We start from the raw sequence: 18,309 nt of genomic DNA, 5'->3' as shown, positions 1-18,309 counted from the left end.
GGGGCGGTGGTTTCACTTCTTCGACCAGCTTGACTTCTGCTGGCTTGATCACCACTTCCATCGCTTTGCGCGCCAATCCAGATACCAGGGCATATACCACCAGTACGTGAAATGCGATAACCAGCCCCAAGCCTATAAACTTCTTCCCCGGCTCTTGCTGGCGATTTGAAAAATCCATTACTGCTCCCTTTATTATTGTGAAGATATTTTCGCCAGCCAGTTCCCGTACATGACAGTACTGTCACTCAAACCAAGAACAGATTGCACTACATCAAAGATGCCTGGAACAGTTCGTCATCAATTCATATGTCAGTAATTTTGCAGGTGCAAGCATGTATTGAACATTATCCTTGCCGCAAAACACAAAATACCACTCGCGTATATCTTGCACTGAGCAATCATCAACATCCCTGAAGAACCGTTAGCCTTTAGAATCTGGCCCACTTTAGTGTCCTCATAACTGGTTGTCAAGAGGTATCTATGTGGAATTGGAGACGCCACCACAATCATGCGATCGCAAGCACAAATCAGAAGTCACTACAATCGTCGTTTCAGCAAAAAAGTTAGCTCAAAATAATGACCCTTTTTTGCAACTGGTCTTAGCGCATTAAACGATAAACAAAGCAAATGAGCACGACAGCATGCGTGCGACACCCCTGCCTGCCAGTGCTGCAAAGGAAAATTCAATGGCGTTTTTTGTGCGCAAAGTACCCCCATCAATATCGCATTCAAGGTATATGGAAATAAATTTAAAAAACCAAGTTCAAAGCCACTTCAAATCCACTTTATTGACTAAAAAGGGAACAATTAAAGACCACATGTGGGAATAAAACATCAGTCCACTTCTCACCTTCTTGATTTGAAAAGAATAATTTATCCAATAAAAACAATTAGATAGATCGAATATAGATATCAAAAAAACAATCAATTAAACATCGCACAGATACCACTTAGATACCGATTGACAACCTGTTTAGTCACCACTAAAGTGCTTCACATCCGGTGTTGTTGTTTCGAGTGGTAGCTAACTCTGAATGACTTTTACTGCAGCGGGTTGTACCGAAAATACTCACTGGCAAAACATCAAGTGTGTAGGGTATGGGGGAGGAAGCAATTTTTTGTCACGGATCTAAAGCTTTTCACAGGTCTTAACCGAAGGAGAAATAAATGCAAAATAAAATGAGTCCAATGAGGAACAATTTAACGCCCGTGGCGTCCGCTGTTGCGGTACTGATCATGAGCGTTGCCATGCAGGCGCAAGCACAAGAGGCAACAAAGCCCGCAGCGCCTCAAGAAGTGGTTGTAACTGGTATTCGCGCATCCCTGCAGCAATCTTTGAATCAAAAGCGTAACGCCGATAATTTCGTTGAAGTCATCACTGCCGAAGACATCGGCAAGATGCCTGATAAAAACGTTGCTGACTCTTTGCAACGCGTACCGGGTGTCAGCGTTGCTGCAGCCGGTGGTGGCGAAGGCAGCTTTGGTGAGAATGACCGCGTTGCCTTGCGCGGCACACCGTTTGGCCTGACGCTGACAACACTCAATGGTCACTCTGTATCAAGTGGCGACTGGTTTGCCGACAATATCGTTGGCGGTGGCCGCAGCGTTAGCTTCTCTTTGTTCCCATCCGAACTGATAGGCCGCGTAACAGTACACAAAGGCTCACAAGCCAACCTGCTTGATGGCGGCGCTGAAGGTGTCGTCGATATCGAAACACGCAAGCCATTGGATTTCAAAAAGCAATTCAATGCACAGGCAAGTATCGGTCTGGTCAACTCTGCCAACTCCGGTAAATCTGATCCTCAGTTGAGCGGTCTGATTGCCTGGAAAAATGATGCCTCTACCATGGGTATTCTGGTACAGGCTTTCCACCAAAAACGTACTCTGAGCCGCGCTGGCCAAGAGAATCAAATCTGGTGGGATAAAGTTGATGTTGGCAGCCCTATTGATAGCGCCATCAAAGGTGCTGGTACAGCAAACACAGCAACATCGCCAGCTTCTGGCGCAGTGACCAACTACCTCGGTGGTACAGCCTGGTTTGAACAGCAACGTACCCGCGAAGGCGGTTTGATTGACTTCCAGTTCAAACCATCCAAAGATGTGAACATTGATATCACTGCATTCCAGTCTCATCTGGACGCACCTAACGTCAATCACAACTTCATGCAATCCCTGGGTCGTTTCGTCGGACCATCCTGGGCAACAACGGGTTTCCCAACCAGCGCTGTCAGTGGCACGTTGAGCCAGGGCGTCATTTCCCAATTGTCCGTTGGCAATCCTGCCGGTTGCGTACCTTGTAGCGGCATGTCCAGCTCTGTACAGGAAATTTTCTCCCGTCCTGTAGCAGAGAGCCAGTCTCAGTTCTTTAACATCGACGGCTCTTTCCGCGTCAATGATCAACTGACACTTGCCGGCAAAATCGGTACAACCAAAGGCCTGGGCAACACGATCAGTGGTGCCATGGGTATCTGGATGCCATGGACAGGTGGTAGCTACACAGTTCAGGGTTCTGACAAGCCAGTGATTTATGTCACACCCGGTGCTGACAAGTTCTCTATCGGCGGCTTTAACAATGGCGCACCTGGCACACCTGGTGCACCATACACTTACGGTTCACACGTAACTGCCAATGACAAGGAAGACTACGCACAAATCGACGGTACGTTCAAAACCACACTCGCCAGCATCCCTACTCTGCGTTTCGGTTTCCGTGCTGCTGAACACAAGCGTGATCTGACTTCTATCGGTAACAATGCTTTGCCAGGTTTGAGCAATGCGGCCAATCTGCCTATGTCTGGTTTGACAGCTTTCCCAGCCATATTCAATGATCTGGGTGCCAATGGTGCGGGTTATTGGACTTTCTCTCAAGCTTCTGTGAATGCCTGGTTGGCGCAATACACCAACTACTCTGGTCATTTGCTGCAAAATGAATTCTCCATTAAAGAACCAACGCAATCTGCGTACGTAATGGCTGATTTTGCAGGCGAAGGCATCAGCGGTAATTTCGGTTTGCGTGTTGCCCGCACCAGCGAGCAAGTCACACGTAATGAGATCGGTGCTTCCGGTAATTTTGAGCCACGTACCTATAACAACAATTATGTCGATTTCCTGCCAAGTGCAAACTTCCGCATGGATCTGAACAAAGACATGGTTGCCCGTTTTAGTGTTTCCCGCACGATGGCCCGTCCTGAACTGGGTCAAATGGCTGGTCTGGATCTGCGTGACGTGCAAGGTACTGGTAACGGTGGTAACCCTAACTTGAAACCTATCCGTGCAAACACAGTAGATCTGGGTGTAGAATGGTATTTCGCTCCAAAATCCTTGGTCTCTGCTGATATTTTCTACTCGGCGCTGGATGGCTACGTGACTTATGGCGCAAGCACAGGCACGTTCTACAACCAGATCCAAAAGAAAAACACTGTGTATGCAATGAGTACGCCTATCAATACCCAAGCCGAAGTGAAAGGTCTGGAACTGGCTTACATCCAGGCATTGCCAGCAGGTTTTGGTATCAATGCTAACTACACTTACACACTGGGCAAAGAAACAGGTGCAGCTCCTGGTTCCAAGTGCGGTGATTTGCTGGCTCCTGACTGTACTCTGATTGGCACTTCCAAGAACGCATACAATATCGGTGCATTCTATGAAGATGGCAAGTTCAGCGCACGTCTGACATACAGCTATCGCTCCGGCTTCCTGAATGGTACCAGCCGTAACAGCGCTGCTTACCAAAACGATATTGGTACTTTGTCTGCAACACTGGCTTATCAAGTCAGCGACAACTTCTCGATCTCTCTGGATGGCAAAGACCTCAATAATCCATTGGTCAGCTCCGTATGGAAAACACCAGGCGCAGCAGATTTGCCAGCATCCCTGTATAAAAATGGCCGTCAAATCTTCCTGACTTTGCACGCCAAAATGTAATAACTACGCTTGCGGCAGGGTTTATCTGTAACACAGGATTACCCCGCCGTTCTTGAGAGTGATGGGACTGCACAGTTCCATCACTTTTTTTGTTTAAAGCGTTGCAAATTTTGTTAATGTAGTACGCATTTGCAAACGACACCGTAATCCGCTTATTCTGACACTGGCCTGACTATGACTACCCAAAAACCTATAAAGAAAATCATGATCGTTGGCGGCGGTTCCGCAGGCTGGATGGCAGCCTTGATCATTGCCCATTCAGTAAAAGAAAAAAATATAGAAGTCTGCGTCATAGAATCACCAACCGTAGGTGTGATTGGTGTTGGTGAAGGCTCCACGCCCGTTTTGAAAAAGTTTTTTGATAACCTGGGCATACAAGAATCCGAGTGGATGCCTGAATGTAATGCCACCTATAAATCTGGTATCAGTTTCGATGGCTGGTCCACCAAGCCTGGTCATGAACGTTATTTCCATCCCTTTGTGACGATGATAGATAACCTGACCTTGCCAGTATTTATCAACAATGTGAAAGCACGCCTGAATGGTGAAGATGTTTGTGCACTGCCTGACAAATTCTTTTTATCTTCCAAATTGGCTGAAAGCCATCTGGCACCTATCGCAGCCCACAATTTCCCGTTTTTTACAACGTATGGCTATCATTTCGATGCCATGCTGCTGGGTAAATTTTTGCACAAGAAAGCGCTGCAAATGGGTATTCGCCATATCAGTGCGCATATCACCGATACCAGGCTGGACATCAGCGGCAATATTGCTTCAGTGGTGATAGAGGGCGACGACAATCTGGAAGCGGATTTCTTTGTCGATTGTTCAGGTTTTGCGGCCCTGCTGATAGGCAAGGCATTGAAGACACCGTTTGTCAGCTATGCTGACCATCTCTTGAATGATTCTGCCATTGCCATGCCAACGGAGATTGGTGATGCAATTCCTACACAAACTGTTTCTACTGCGATGAAATATGGCTGGTCATGGAAGATACCGCTGCAAAATCGCTATGGTAATGGCTATGTGTATAGCTCTTCCTTTACTACTGCAGACCAGGCAGAAAAAGAGCTGCGTGAAAAACTGGGCTTGCTGGAATCGGATACCCAGGCACGTCATTTGAAAATGAAGCTGGGTCGTGTAGAAAAACACTGGAACAAGAATTGTCTGGCGGTCGGCTTGTCACAAGGATTTTTAGAACCATTGGAAGCAACCGCGCTCTACCTGACGCAGATGACTGCGGCAATTTTTTGCCTGTTCCTGGAAAAAGGAGACATGAGCGAGCAGGCGCAAAATGTCTATAACCATGAAATCAATCACTACTTTGATGGTCACCGCAATTACATCATCGCCCATTACAAGACCAATACTCGCACCGACACTGATTATTGGAAAGCCAATGCGGCTAACCTGCATACCATTCCAGACTCACTCAAGCATGTGTTTTCCACCTGGATGGAAGGCCGTGACCTTGGTGATGAAATCCGTCGCCAGAAAATTGATACGTATTACCCTGTCGCATCATGGTATGCATTGCTGGCTGGCATGGGCGTATTCCCGCAGGTCGACAAATCGGCTTCAGATACCGGGCAAAACAAGGGCGAACCTCTAGGCGACTTTATCCAGCGCTGCGCCCTGAATTTCCATGACCACCGCAGCTTTCTGTCAGCTCAAAAAATGGCGACATAAGGAAAGTTACAGTTAAGGTAAACATATAACAATGAGGCAAAACAACATGCGTCAAGGTAGTTAGTGCAAGTGACATGCATTTTTGCCAGTTTTTCGGCTAAACTCCAAGTCAAACTGGCAAAAATTATACTATTTCGTGCATGCCTCTGAATTACCTCGCCAATCTGACTTCGCCCAAGCGTACTCCCCGGTCTAATCTGCACCTGGGAGTAAGTTTGGCATGTGTGGCCGGCGCCTTGAATGCAGGCGGTTTTTTAGCCGTTGGTCAGTACACATCCCATATGACAGGCATGCTGTCATCCGCCGCTGATGATCTGGTACTCAGCAAGTTCCTGCCAGCTTTTGCCGCCTTGTTCATGCTGATTGCCTTTGCATGGGGTGCTGCCTGCACAGCACTCATTGTCAACTACGCTAGGCGCAACCAGTTTCGCTATATCTATACGCCAGTATTGCTACTGGAAGCGGTATTGCTGCTGGTATTTGGCCTGGTTGGCACCGAATTGCAGGAACATGCAGTCATCACCGTCTCTTTCACGACAGTGCTGCTCTGCTATGTCATGGGCTTGCAAAATGCCCTGATCACTAAAATCTCCCAGGCTGAAATACGCACTACGCATGTGACCGGCATGGTCACGGACATCGGTATCGAGTTCGGGAAAATGATTTACTGGAACAAGAATAAAGACGAAACGCATCACGAAAACGAAGTAAATGCGAATTTGCAAAAGCTGCGTTTGCACTGCACATTGGTGTTCTCATTTTTTTCTGGCGCTGTCATTGGTGCTTATGGTTTCAAGCATTTTGGTTTTATTGCCACCTTGCCTATCGCCACTGCACTGGTGGTTTTGTCATTGGCGCCCCGGTTCAGGAAAAGTTGATTATTGATACTCTGAATTCAATACATTTGCCACCTTCACAGCATCAAACTTACCATTTCTTTGGCTATTAAATAATTAAACCAGCATGTCCATATCTGATCCAGCCAATTTATTCCAGCGCGTGCCAGAGTTACGCGCTTTCAGTGATGATCCCAAAATAAGTCGTGCCATAGAATCCGGCGACCCCTTCAAGGTCTATCGTTCTTTGGTTCTGGCGCGCCTGTTCCGCCGCCTGCCACAACACAAGCATGTACTTAAAGAGCTCACTAGTGAACGCCGCTTGTTTGCCAAACCTTTAAAAGGCACGCCTTCAATGGGAACAGTCAATTCCGTCGGCTTTAGTTTTGTCGGGGAATCGGAACGGGACAGCGATGGCAGCCATATTGCCCTGCATGCTTTTGTCATATTATTCGGTATACCTCTACTTCCCTTGGGGTCTTATGTCGTACGCAGTACTGGTGACAGGCAATGGCAAATCTATGCACGCGCTCCGCTGGGCATCATGGGCTGGTTATATACGCGCGGCTTGGCGCTGGCTTTGGTAATCATGGTGCTAACGGGCGCTGCGGCGAGTTATCACGAGGCAAGCACCCAAAATTTGACGATATTAAATGGCTTTGAAATCCCCGTAACTGTAAAAATTGGGGAACAGACGCTTACTGTAGCAGCACAGGGCCGGGCGACCGTGACTTTGCCAGTGGGACATTTGCGGGGAGACGCAAGTGCCAGCAAAGCTGGCATCATTGATACGTATGACCAAACCCTTGAAAGCAATGACATCTTTAACATATGGAATATTGCCGGCGCAGCGCCGCTGGTAGAAAACACCATCATCTACAGCAAGGTAAAGCAAACTGATCCCGGGCAACCAGGAAGTCAGACCGTGCATTGCGGTAAACGCCTGCTGGGATTTTCCAACATACAGCACCTGTTCACGGAACCTCCACAAACAGTCAGCATGAGCAAGTACCAGAACACGGTCACAGCAAAACAATTAACCGTCGTCAGTCAGGCTGATACACCGGGCGTCATGTCTTGCCTGAGCTATGCATTTGAACATGGTCAGGAAAAAGACATGCTGGGTGCAATGGAAGCGTATGCGGCGATCAAGGACTGGGAAGAGCGCCCGACTGAAATTGCCCTCTATGTCGCGCGCAGTATCTCCAGTGCAGAAGCCCTGCGGTTAAGCCGTAGAGTATTGAAAGCTCATCCAGAAAATGTCATGCTGGAACGTAGCATCCAGGATTTGCGCGATGACATCGGCGAACACTCAGTAATTCTCAAGGAATATGCACAGCGCGCCAGTCAGCATGCGGACTCTTCATCAGAACAATATTTATATGCATCGCTACTGAATGGATTGGAAGGCTTGCGTGCCATGCAGGAGTTGGCGAAAAAATTCCCGCAAGATGCCAATATCTTGCGTAGCCTCACATGGCGTAAATCCGTGCATGGCGATATTCAGGGTGCCATGCAAAACTTGCAGCAACTGCATAAACTCTCACCGGAAAATGCACGACATTTATTGGATACGGAAATCAGGTTGATGTTGGCGCAGCAACATGGAGGAGATGCCCTGACACTACTGGATGCTGCAATCAATAACAGCAAAGGTACGGAAAGAGCAATGCTTGCAGTTGAGTTCAACGAAATAGCCCGGCAAATCGGCAAGGGTGATCCTGAAAAATATTTGCACAGCATGCCTGAGGATGAAAGCGACAGACTGCTGGACATTTACCGCAGTAAAGCTGGCCTGTCGCCAAGTAATGGCGCAAATAATAATCTGCCCATGGTCAAACTTTTACAAAGCCTGCGCAATGCGCCAGATCAGACACTGGATTTGCTAAAACGCATCAACTCAATACAGATACGCCAGCATTTTAGTATGGATCAACTAGCACTGGTCTACGGTGAAGCAAGTCGCGTCAACGATAAGGTGGTAAAAGATAAGTTGTATCAAATGATGCCTATGCACAAAGCTGACTTGACTGTATTCGAACAATTTGTACGGGGTGAACAGGTCAAGCTGGATGAGATGGATTTTGAAACGGATGTACAAGCAGCGGCTTATTTTATCCGCTCCCGCAACACACAGCTCCCAACTCAAGAACGGCAAAATTTAAGGAAACTGGCAGCAAAAACAGATGTGCTGCAGGGCGTAGTTACGACCGCAATCAAGCAATGGCAAAGCTGAGTCCAATATGAAAACTGATCATCAACGCAAACCGCAAAAAACCAATCTGACACGTCGTGCTGGTCTGGTCGTTGCCCTGTGGCTGGGTTTCTGGATACTCGCTCTGGGGCTGATTATTGCGCTGGCCTGGGTGCCGGTTACCCAGATGAATCACCGTTCTTCTCTGCAATTTTCTGGTGTCATCGCAGGTATCGCCGCATTGACGCTGGCGTATTCCTTGCGTCCCCGTCGAAAAGAAAAAAAGAGTGGCGATACCGTCAAACCTTTATCACGAGAAACCGCGGGGCCCTTGTATGCCATGGTGGAACGCATCGCCAGGGAACTCAAGGTAGATGCGCCTGTCAACATCCATCTGATCGGTGCTGCATCAGCCTTCATCAGCGGTAAAAAGAATTGGCGCGGTAAGGTGAAGGAACTTGAAGTCGGTCTGGGCTTGCCCTTGCTGGGTACTTTGTCAGAAGCTGAACTGGGTTCAGTCATCGCCCATGAATTTGGTCACTTTGTGGCTGGCGATTTGGCACTGGGGCCGTGGGTATACCGTACCCGCACTTCCATTGCGTATACCGTCACTGACCTGGATGACTCCATGTTTTTCCTGGATGTCTTGTTCCGCTATTACGGCAAATGGTTTTTGAAATTATCTGCGGCAGTGTCGCGTGAACAGGAATTTGCTGCTGACGCGCTGGCAGCCCAAAAATTTGGCCCGGTAGCCACCCGCAGCGCGCTGGAAAAAGTACATTTGATTTCGCCGATGTGGTCCAGCTATCTTGATTATGAACTTGGGCCTGCATTGAATCGAGGCGCGCGCATGCCTATTTTTGAAGGCTTCCGGCGCTTTTGCAAACCCGGAGTAAAGCGGGCTGACATACAAGCTGCGATTACCTATGCCGAATCACATACCACCTCAGAATTTGATACACATCCCAGTATGGAAGAACGCGTGGCAGCGGTTGTCCCGGGTGCCAAACCCGGCTTCCCGCCCTTGTCCCAATGCCTGCATTTACTTGGGGGAGAAGCAGAAACCGAGAATGCCTGGTATGCCCTGTTTGATAAAGAAGAACTCCAGCACTGCGACTGGGACCGTTATGCTAAAGAAATATTGCAGGAGCAAAACAAGCAAAGATTTGCCGGTAGCTGGATGGACCCACAAGCGCTTCCACTGAATGAATTGGTAAAGATGGCCACTGATCCAAATGGACTATGGGGTCGGCTCCGGCCAGAAGGCATCAGCTTTCTGTCGCCTATGGGCAAGCGTTTTTATGTGCTGGAAATCATGGAGGCCTGGATCACTGCCTGCCTGACTCATTATGGCTATACAGCAAGCCTGGTACCCGGACAGGCCTTGACCATGATGCGTGCTGATGTCAGGGTCATTCCTTCCGAATTATTACAGGCTGCCTTGCAATCCAAGCTGACTGCGAGCTATCTAAATGGCTTGCAGGCCGAGGCTGCACGTTCAGCTTAGCTTAATTTATACAAAAACATCAAACCTGGTGGGCTTTTTGAAGGCGTTTTTCCAGTCGCCTTTGTACGACTTCAAAACACAGGCTGAGAGCCCAATAGACTGCAGCGGCGGCGATATACAGGGGCAAGGGACGAAAGCTGGTGGCGATGACTTCCTTGGTCGCCAGCATCAACTCTGTTACCGTGATAACGGATACCAGGGAGGTATCCTTGATCAGGCTGATCAGGGTATTGCTCATTGATGGTACGGCCACACGCATGGCTTGTGGCACGACGATATAGCACAGGGTCTGTCCATAATTCAACCCCAAGCTGTAGCTGGCAGACCACTGGCCACGGCTGACACCCACTATCGCGCCGCGTATACTCTCTGACAGGTAAGCACCAGCATTCAGGCTCAATGCCAGTATGCCCGCAGATGTCGCCGAAAATTCTATACCGATGCTGGGCAGGCCATAATAGATGACAAAAATCTGTACCAGCAATGGCGTACCGCGTATCAGACTGACATAGACTGACGCCGGAGTACTGATCAATTTGCTTGGCAATATCCGTGCAACTGCCAGCAAGAACCCGAGGATCAAACCACCTACCATGGCACCGATGGCAAACAATAAGGTATAAGCAACGCCCTTCAACATGACCGGTGCTGCCATTTGCAGCAATTCTAGAATTTCCATGGCGACTTTAAAAAGAAATATCCCCGTGATAACGGGGATAGTAGTGACATCAAATGGATTGCATCCACTTCATCATACATGCGTAATCAGCCGACAATCCATATCAGATAGTATTGCCGACTTAATTTCAGCTTGTTTGTCGTTTATTGTGCCGCAGGTGCCTTGCTGACATCCTTACCAAACCATTTATTGGATGCTTTGGCAAAACTGCCGTCTTTGATGATGCCAGCCAAGGCAGCATTCAGAGCAGCGGCAAACTTGGGGTTATTCTTTTGGAAGGGAATACCATTTTTTGCAATTTCACCGATAGGTGCGCCTGCCTTGATAGGCAGATTGCTGGTCTTGACGAGGTAGGCAACCATCAGGCTGTCATTCAATGCGGCGTCAACACGGCCAGCTGCCAGATCTTGCAGGTACTCAGGTGCGCCTGGGTAACTCTTGACTTCAACACCAGCCACAGCCTTGGCGCGTTCTTCATAATTGCTGCCCTGGCCAACACCAAGTTTTTTGCCTTTCAGGTCTTCCAGGCTTTTAAATTCTCGCTTCTCATCTTTTTTGACGATGAGCTGGGCGCTGGAGACAGTATATGGGTCAGAGAAATCAAAAGTCTCCTGGCGCTTGGCAGTAACGCCAACCTGATTGACAATGACATCGAACTTGCCAGCAGACAAACCTGCCAGTATGCCGCTCCATTCAGAAGTCACGAATTCTGGTTTAACACCCAGTTTAGCCGCAAGTAATTTGGCAACATCAACGTCAAAGCCAGCCAGTTCATTGGTTTTGGTGTCTTTAAAATTGAATGGAGGGTAAGTACCTTCCAGCGCAATTTTCAAGGTGCCGCGTGTTTTGACAGTATCAAGCAGGTCAGCCGCAGTAGCAGTCAAAGACGCACCAGTCAGGATGACACTGGCCAGTAAAGTAGAAATTGTTTTTTTTGTCGAAGTTTTCATCATATCCCTGAGAAGTTTTTGATACCTTCGTTATTGATGACTGAAGATATCCACACTAAAACATGCCGGACAGAAAGATTTATCCGGCGACCTGCATATGATATGGAGTCTGACTACATTAGGACAACGAAGTATTTCTTATTTGCATATACCGCGACAGTGTATATGCGAAAAACGTGGAAGGATTGAAAAGTTGAAGAATGAAAGCTGGAAATTGAAAGACACGCCCCTGACCGCACTGTTAAGACACTCCAAACAGGATAAAGGCGTGCCAGGCTGCTCAGAAGGAGGGTAAATCGCTCAGGCTGTGACCAGGCGCATCATCACCGACCGTGCCCAGGCCGTGCATGCCGTCGTCATATTGTATGTCGACAACTTTAGGTCCAAGTATGATGCCGTTTTCGCTGTGAAATTTGGGCAAGACTTCGTCACCATTGGCGATCGTATCCAATACCGCCTGGACATCCGCCTCTTGCGGATCATCTACCGTGGCAGGTGGCATGACTTGCCCCCCTTTACTTTTGCCCCAACGCACCTTGGCGATACGTTGCCCACTGTCATCAAAACGGACGGCTTCAATAAAAAATAATGCCATGATCACGCTCCTCATCAAAGTTGCAAAGAAAATCGGGAAGAAACTGGAATAAGCAATGCTAGCTTTTCGGATTACCAATATGGTACACGTTTGCCTGATACTTTATCTTGCGCCTTTAGTATGACAGCTATATGTCACAATGTCCTGCAAAAAAATCGTCTTAAATCAACATGTTAGCAAATTTAAATATGCATTCAAGTGGGATTTTATTGCGCCCAATAGCAAAGCGGCTGACAGAAGCTTTTCGCCCTATCAGCCGCTTATTTGCTCAGTCAAGCTTTAAATTTAGCTCAATTTCGCTGCATGTTCACGCGTTGCATGGAAGGTCACGCCAGGCCAACGCTCTTGCGTCAGCTTCAAATTCACGCCGGATGTCGCCAGGTAAGCCATATTGCCTGCCGCATCATAAGCAATATTGCCACCCGCGCTGGAACGCTCAAAATCAGCCAGCATTTTTTTGTCTTCGCAACTGATCCAGCGAGCGCTGCTGATGCTGGTGCCTTCGAACACGGCGTCAACACCGTATTCATTTTTAAGGCGGCTCGCGACCACTTCAAACTGCAGGACACCAACCGCACCCAGCACCAGGTCACTACTGACAACGGGTTTGAATACCTGCACCGCCCCTTCTTCACCCAATTGCTGCAAGCCCTTTTGCAATTGCTTGATCTTCAGCGGATTCAAAATACGTGCCGTGCGGAAAAAGTCCGGTGCAAAATAAGGGATGCCCGTAAATTGCAGCAACTCACCTTCAGAGAAGCTGTCACCTATCTGCATATTGCCGTGGTTGGGCAAACCAATAATGTCGCCAGCGTAAGCCTCTTCTACCTGTTCACGCGACGATGCCATGAAGGTGACAACAGAAGACACTTTGATCTCACGATTCAGGCGCAAGTGTTTGAGCTTCATGCCGCGCTCAAAACGGCCTGAACACACGCGCAGGAAGGCAATACGGTCGCGGTGAGCCGGATCCATGTTTGCCTGGATTTTGAAAATAAAGCCAGAGAATGGCACTTCCTTGGGCTCGACTGAACGTATGGTGGCATCACGTTCACGCGGTGCCGGTGCCCAGTCCAGCAAGGCGTTCAAAATTTCACGAACGCCAAAGTTGTTGATGGCAGAGCCAAAGAATACTGGCGTTTGCACACCAGCCAAAAAGTCTTCCAGACTGAATGGGTGCGAAGCACCATGCACCAGTTCGACTTCCATCTTCAGCTGTTCAATTTCCAGCGGGAACATCTCTACCAGACGTGGATTATTGATGCCCTTGATGACTTCGAACTCCTGGTCAGCACGTTCGCTACCTGGCGTAAACAGCAAAATCTCGTCTTTCAGGATGTGATACACACCGCGGAAAGTCTTGCCCATCCCGATAGGCCAGGTCACTGGTGCGCACTTTATCTTCAGTACCGATTCCAGCTCATCGAGCAACTCCAGCGGGTCGCGGGTTTCGCGGTCCATCTTGTTGACGAAGGTGATGATGGGCGTATTGCGCATGCGGCAAACATTCAGCAACTTGATGGTCTGTTCTTCCACACCCTTCGCTGCATCGATCACCATCAAGGCAGAATCGACTGCCGTCAGCACGCGGTAGGTATCTTCAGAAAAGTCCTGGTGACCAGGGGTATCGAGCAGGTTGACCACATGGTCGCGGTATTCAAACTGCATGACAGAAGATGCTACCGAAATGCCGCGCTGCTTTTCGATTTCCATCCAGTCAGAAGTCGCATGGCGGCCGCTCTTGCGCGCCTTGACCGTACCAGCCAGTTGAATCGCGCCCGAGAACATCAGAAGCTTTTCAGTCAGCGTGGTTTTACCCGCATCCGGATGGGAAATAATGCCGAAGGTACGGCGGCGTGCCACTTCGCGGCTGATCAGGTCTTTCGATGCCGCACTGGACGTAGTTGTCTCTGAGACTGACTCGTGGCCGGATTCAGCGCTATCGTCTGGGGATGTATTCATGGTGTTCATGCTGATGCCGCAAAAATGGAAGAAAAACACGCAAGTTTAGCTGGTATTGGGGACGAAGTCGAATGCAAGCGCTGCCAGCACCTGTGCAATTTGCCACCCGTTCCAAGAAAAATGAAGGAAATAACAATTTCCCCAGAGATTTTCTTGCACTTTCCCATGACAATGCCATGATGTGGGCATGACGATATCTACAACAACTTAGTTCACCATGAAGAAATTTGCTCTTACGGCAACATTTTCTCTCTGCGCATTCATGTCCATGTCTGCACAGGCAGGTTCTGGTTATTATCTGGTCAGTATCTATGAAAATGAGGGTGAAAAGACCATTGATTTCAAATCCTGGTCTTCATTCCCCGAAAACCGTGCGACCTCCACCGTACCTGAACTGGGTATCAGCTACATGCCCAACAAGACCTGGTATACCGAAGTGTATGCAAGTTGGGCAAAACGTGGTGCAAGCTCGCTGGCAAATAGCGCCTGGGCCTGGCAAAACGACTTCTTGCTGACTCATGGACAATATCCCGTTGATCTGGCGCTGCATACCAGCCTGAACAAAAATACCGACAGCAGCCGTGGCGTCGACTTTGAATTTGGCCCCGCCATGCAGACTGAATTTGGCCGCATACAGGTAAATACCAATGTATTTCTGGAAAAAACTTACCGCGCCACGCCCGCCAGCCACATGCAAATGAAGTACCAGTGGCAGGGCAAATACCGCTTCCGGTCTGAACTGGAACTTGGCCTGCAAGGTTTTGGTGAGCTGGGTGACTGGGATAATTGGTCGGCAAGAGCATTGCAATCTCACCGTGCCGGCCCCATGATTTCTGGCAGCTTCGGCCTGGGGAATACGCCGGACAGCAAGCAAGCCATCAAATATGAAGCGTCGTATGTCGTGGGCAAACTCAATACCCGCCATGCGGGCGTGTTCAGCATGCGTCTGCAATATGCTTTCTGATCTACACACAATTTAATCAGTTTGCTATATCCTCGTCATCTTTGCAGCTTACCATCTTTGGTATTGATTACTCCTTATCTGATATTTCTATGAAAAAGCTACTGATATCCGCTTTCATGCTGGCGCTGGCCAGCTTGCCTCAACTGGGCTTTGCCTGGGGCGCAGATGGACACCAGACGGTAGGTGCCGTTGCCGAAAACCTGCTGGCAGGCAGCAAGGCTGGCGCCCAGGTCAAGGCCCTGCTGGGAGACAACACACTGGAAAAAATTGCCGTATGGGGTGATTGTGTCAAGGGTATAGCGCCGGACAAGGATTTTGCGTATACGTCTACAGGCCGTTATCCGGAATGTGCTTCCTTCGAAACGGCAGCAGGCATTGCCGCCATGGCTGACTATGTAAAGCGCAACAACACCAATTGCAACCCGGCTTCTGACGAAGAGAATTGCCACAAGCAATATCACTATGCCGACGTAGCCTTGCAACATGACCAATACAAGTTGGGCTACGTAGGCACCAGTGATCATGATGTGGTGTATGCGATACGCGCCGCGGTCATGGTATTGCAAGGCAAACCTCAGCCTGCCCCTTTCAATTTCAAGGACAAGCAGGAAGCCCTGATGTTATTGACTCACTATGTTGGTGACTTGCACCAACCGCTGCATGTAGGATCTGTGTTCCTGAATGCGGATGGTAAGATCGTCAACCCTGATGAAGGCCAGTATGACCGTGGCAGCAATACCGTAGGTGGCAATGCGCTGCAATGCCCATGTGGCAATCTGCATTCGTTGTGGGACGATCTGCCACAGCAATTCAAGCGTGGCCGCATGAATGATGCGCTGACCAAAAAGGCAAAAGCGGTGGTACCAACTAATGGCACCATTGAAGAATTGCCAGTCTTGTGGGCCAATGATGCCATCCGTGATGCGAGGGTTTTGTTTGCGGGCACCCAGTTCAGTAAAAGCACACCGAACCAAAGAGGAAATAACTGGTCTATCGCTTTACCGCTTGAATATGAAAAAACCATGCTGAATATGAAAGAAGATGCGCTGGCGCGTGCCGGTGCCCATCTGGCCCAGTTGTTAAAAACCATCTGGCCTGAATAATTCAGTCTTACCGTCACATGAGGAAATTTTTATGGCTTTCACTCCGCTACGCTGGGCAGGACAAGGTTTCAAATATCTCTGGAATGCGCTTGATTTCAGCCGCAGGGTATTTTTCAACCTGCTGATCCTGGCTATCCTTATCATGATCATCGTCAATCTTCTCAGTAGCGGGGTGAAAAAAATAGAAAGCAAAACTGCCCTGATCCTGAATCTGAAAGGGACGCTGGTAGAGCAACATGACAGCAGCCCGCGCGAAGCCTTGCTGGCAGAAGCCAGGGGCGACACCAAGAGAACCACGCAATTGCGCGATGTGCTGGCAGTGCTGGACCAGGCCAGCAAAGACCCGCAAGTCAGCAGCGCCGTCTTGCTGCTCGATGAAATGGGTGGCGCGGGTCTTGCCACCCTGCGTGAAGTGGCAACAGCACTAGACCGCTTCAAGGCCAGCGGCAAAACCGTTGTTGCCTGGGGTTCCAGCTTTGACCAGCGTCAGTACTATCTGGCTTCGCATGCGAATGAAGTCTATCTGCATCCCATGGGGACCGTGTCGATCACGGGCTTTGGTAAATACCGCAATTACTACCGCGATGCGCTCGACAAAGTTGGTGTCACCGTCAATGTGCTCAAGGCTGGTAACTTCAAGAGTTTTGGTGAACCCTATGTCGCCAACGGCCCATCCAAAGAAGCGGCAGAAGCTGAAGCTTTTTTATACAATGGCCTGTGGAAAACCTATACCACCGACGTAGAAAAAGCCCGCAAATTGCCAGCAGGCGACATCATGCGCGGCATTAATGACCTCGGTAAATTGCTGACCGATGCTGGTGGCGACCTCGCCAAACTGGCGATCAATACCAAGCTCGTTGATGGGTTGAAAACCCGTGATGAATTGCGTGAACTGATGCTCAAGCGCGGTGCCAGGGACGAACAGATCAAAACCTTCCGTCAGATTTCTTTTGACGATTACCTGGCCAGGGTCAAGACCAAGGCCTTTGGTGATGCCGTCGGTGTCATCGTTGCAGCAGGTGAAATCAGCGAAGGAACAGCGCCTCCCGGTTCCATCGGTGGTTTATCAACTTCACAAATGATACGCAAAGCCAGGGAAGACGACAGCATCAAAGCTGTTGTGCTGCGGGTAGACTCTCCTGGAGGCAGTGCCTTTGGTTCTGAACTGATACGTCGCGAACTGGAACTGACGCGCAAGGCAGGCAAACCCGTTGTGGTCTCCATGGGTGACGTTGCCGCATCCGGCGGCTACTGGATTTCGATGGCAGCTGACGAAGTGATTGCAGATGAAGCCACCATTACCGGCTCCATTGGCGTTATCGCGATTTTGCCGTCTGCTGACAAGGCGGCTGACAAACTGGGGGTACACACTGCTGGCTCACCGACCACCTGGCTGGCCGATCCATTCAACCCCCTGCGTCCTTTCAATGCGCGTTTTGCCCAAATCTTGCAGGCCAGCATCGATCACACTTATGCTGAGTTCACCTCCAAGGCAGCGGCAGCCCGTAAAACAACGCCAGAGAAAATCAATGAAGTTGCCCAGGGCCGTGTCTGGACAGGCATACAGGCTAAGGAAAGAGGCCTGGTTGATACCATAGGTAATTTTGGTGATGCATTGAAATCCGCATCGACCCGTGCCAAGCTGGGTGCTGATTACCGCATCAGCTATATAGAACGCGAGCCGTCCAAGATAGACCGCATTTTGAGTATCTTTGATGCCAAGCTCGCAAAGGTATTGCAAGACAACTTCAAACTTGCTGCCGTACCTACAGGCTTGCCACCAGCGGCTGCAAGCCAGGTGCTGAACGACCTGAGCTGGCTGTCAGAAGTCAATAAAGAAGGCAAAGGCTTCACTGCATTAACACATTGTCTTTGCACATCACCTTAGTGCCATCTGGGCAAAGGA

Annotated in this window: 13 protein-coding genes; 9 read left to right on the top strand and 4 right to left on the bottom strand. The window is 49.2% G+C overall.

The window, feature by feature from the left end; all coding sequences use genetic code 11:
* The first annotated feature begins 641 nt into the window (after window positions 1–641).
* The 6 genes from ACO0LG_RS26970 to ACO0LG_RS26945 all read left to right on the top strand — a co-directional run bounded on the left by ACO0LG_RS26970 (window position 642) and on the right by ACO0LG_RS26945 (window position 10,150).
* On the top strand, window positions 642–830 hold the full coding sequence (locus ACO0LG_RS26970; protein ID WP_423031273.1) for a hypothetical protein: 189 nt from the start codon (window positions 642–644) through the stop codon (window positions 828–830).
* A 358-nt stretch (window positions 831–1,188) separates the two neighbouring features.
* Window positions 1,189–3,924: a TonB-dependent receptor gene (locus ACO0LG_RS26965; RefSeq protein WP_423031271.1), complete on the top strand. Its 2,736-nt coding sequence runs from the start codon at window positions 1,189–1,191 to the stop codon at window positions 3,922–3,924.
* 174 nt (window positions 3,925–4,098) lie between these two features.
* A complete protein-coding gene (locus ACO0LG_RS26960; RefSeq protein WP_423031269.1) occupies window positions 4,099–5,613 on the top strand; it encodes a tryptophan halogenase family protein in 1,515 nt (504 codons plus the stop codon).
* A 140-nt stretch (window positions 5,614–5,753) separates the two neighbouring features.
* The gene (locus ACO0LG_RS26955) at window positions 5,754–6,491 is read left to right on the top strand and encodes a YoaK family protein (protein ID WP_423031267.1); all 738 of its coding nucleotides are present in this window, start codon (window positions 5,754–5,756) and stop codon (window positions 6,489–6,491) included.
* Between the two features lie 85 nt (window positions 6,492–6,576).
* Window positions 6,577–8,685, top strand: a complete 2,109-nt coding sequence (locus ACO0LG_RS26950) for a hypothetical protein (RefSeq protein ID WP_423031265.1) — start codon at window positions 6,577–6,579, stop codon at window positions 8,683–8,685.
* A gap of 7 nt (window positions 8,686–8,692) precedes the next feature.
* Window positions 8,693–10,150, top strand: a complete 1,458-nt coding sequence (locus ACO0LG_RS26945) for a M48 family metallopeptidase (RefSeq protein ID WP_423031263.1) — start codon at window positions 8,693–8,695, stop codon at window positions 10,148–10,150.
* 19 nt (window positions 10,151–10,169) lie between these two features.
* Here the strand turns inward: ACO0LG_RS26945 and ACO0LG_RS26940 are convergent, their stop codons facing one another.
* From ACO0LG_RS26940 to ACO0LG_RS26925, 4 genes are all read right to left on the bottom strand, one after another.
* Window positions 10,170–10,829 (bottom strand): amino acid ABC transporter permease, encoded by a 660-nt coding sequence (locus ACO0LG_RS26940; RefSeq protein WP_423031261.1) that lies wholly within the window; start codon window positions 10,827–10,829, stop codon window positions 10,170–10,172.
* A gap of 143 nt (window positions 10,830–10,972) precedes the next feature.
* Window positions 10,973–11,779 (bottom strand): transporter substrate-binding domain-containing protein, encoded by an 807-nt coding sequence (locus ACO0LG_RS26935; RefSeq protein WP_423031259.1) that lies wholly within the window; start codon window positions 11,777–11,779, stop codon window positions 10,973–10,975.
* Window positions 11,780–12,059: 280 nt separating this feature from the next.
* On the bottom strand, window positions 12,060–12,374 hold the full coding sequence (locus ACO0LG_RS26930) for a hypothetical protein (RefSeq protein WP_423031257.1): 315 nt from the start codon (window positions 12,372–12,374) through the stop codon (window positions 12,060–12,062).
* A gap of 285 nt (window positions 12,375–12,659) precedes the next feature.
* Entirely contained in the window at window positions 12,660–14,336 is a 1,677-nt protein-coding gene (locus tag ACO0LG_RS26925; protein ID WP_423031255.1) for a peptide chain release factor 3, read from the bottom strand.
* Window positions 14,337–14,553: 217 nt separating this feature from the next.
* Between ACO0LG_RS26925 and ACO0LG_RS26920 the strand changes: the two genes are divergently transcribed.
* From ACO0LG_RS26920 to sppA, 3 genes are all read left to right on the top strand, one after another.
* Window positions 14,554–15,300, top strand: coding sequence for a hypothetical protein (locus ACO0LG_RS26920; RefSeq protein ID WP_423031253.1), 747 nt, complete (start codon window positions 14,554–14,556; stop codon window positions 15,298–15,300).
* 89 nt (window positions 15,301–15,389) lie between these two features.
* Window positions 15,390–16,403: a S1/P1 nuclease gene (locus ACO0LG_RS26915; RefSeq protein WP_423031251.1), complete on the top strand. Its 1,014-nt coding sequence runs from the start codon at window positions 15,390–15,392 to the stop codon at window positions 16,401–16,403.
* 31 nt (window positions 16,404–16,434) lie between these two features.
* Window positions 16,435–18,291 carry a signal peptide peptidase SppA gene (sppA, locus tag ACO0LG_RS26910; protein ID WP_423031249.1) on the top strand — a complete coding sequence of 619 codons (1,857 nt, stop codon included), beginning with the start codon at window positions 16,435–16,437 and terminating at the stop codon, window positions 18,289–18,291.
* The last annotated feature ends 18 nt before the right edge of the window (window positions 18,292–18,309 follow it).

Origin of the sequence: Undibacterium sp. Ji42W (assembly GCF_049340405.1) — a bacterium.
Taxonomy (GTDB): Bacteria; Pseudomonadota; Gammaproteobacteria; order Burkholderiales; family Burkholderiaceae_D; genus Undibacterium.
This window is presented reverse-complemented; position numbering and strand designations above follow the sequence as displayed.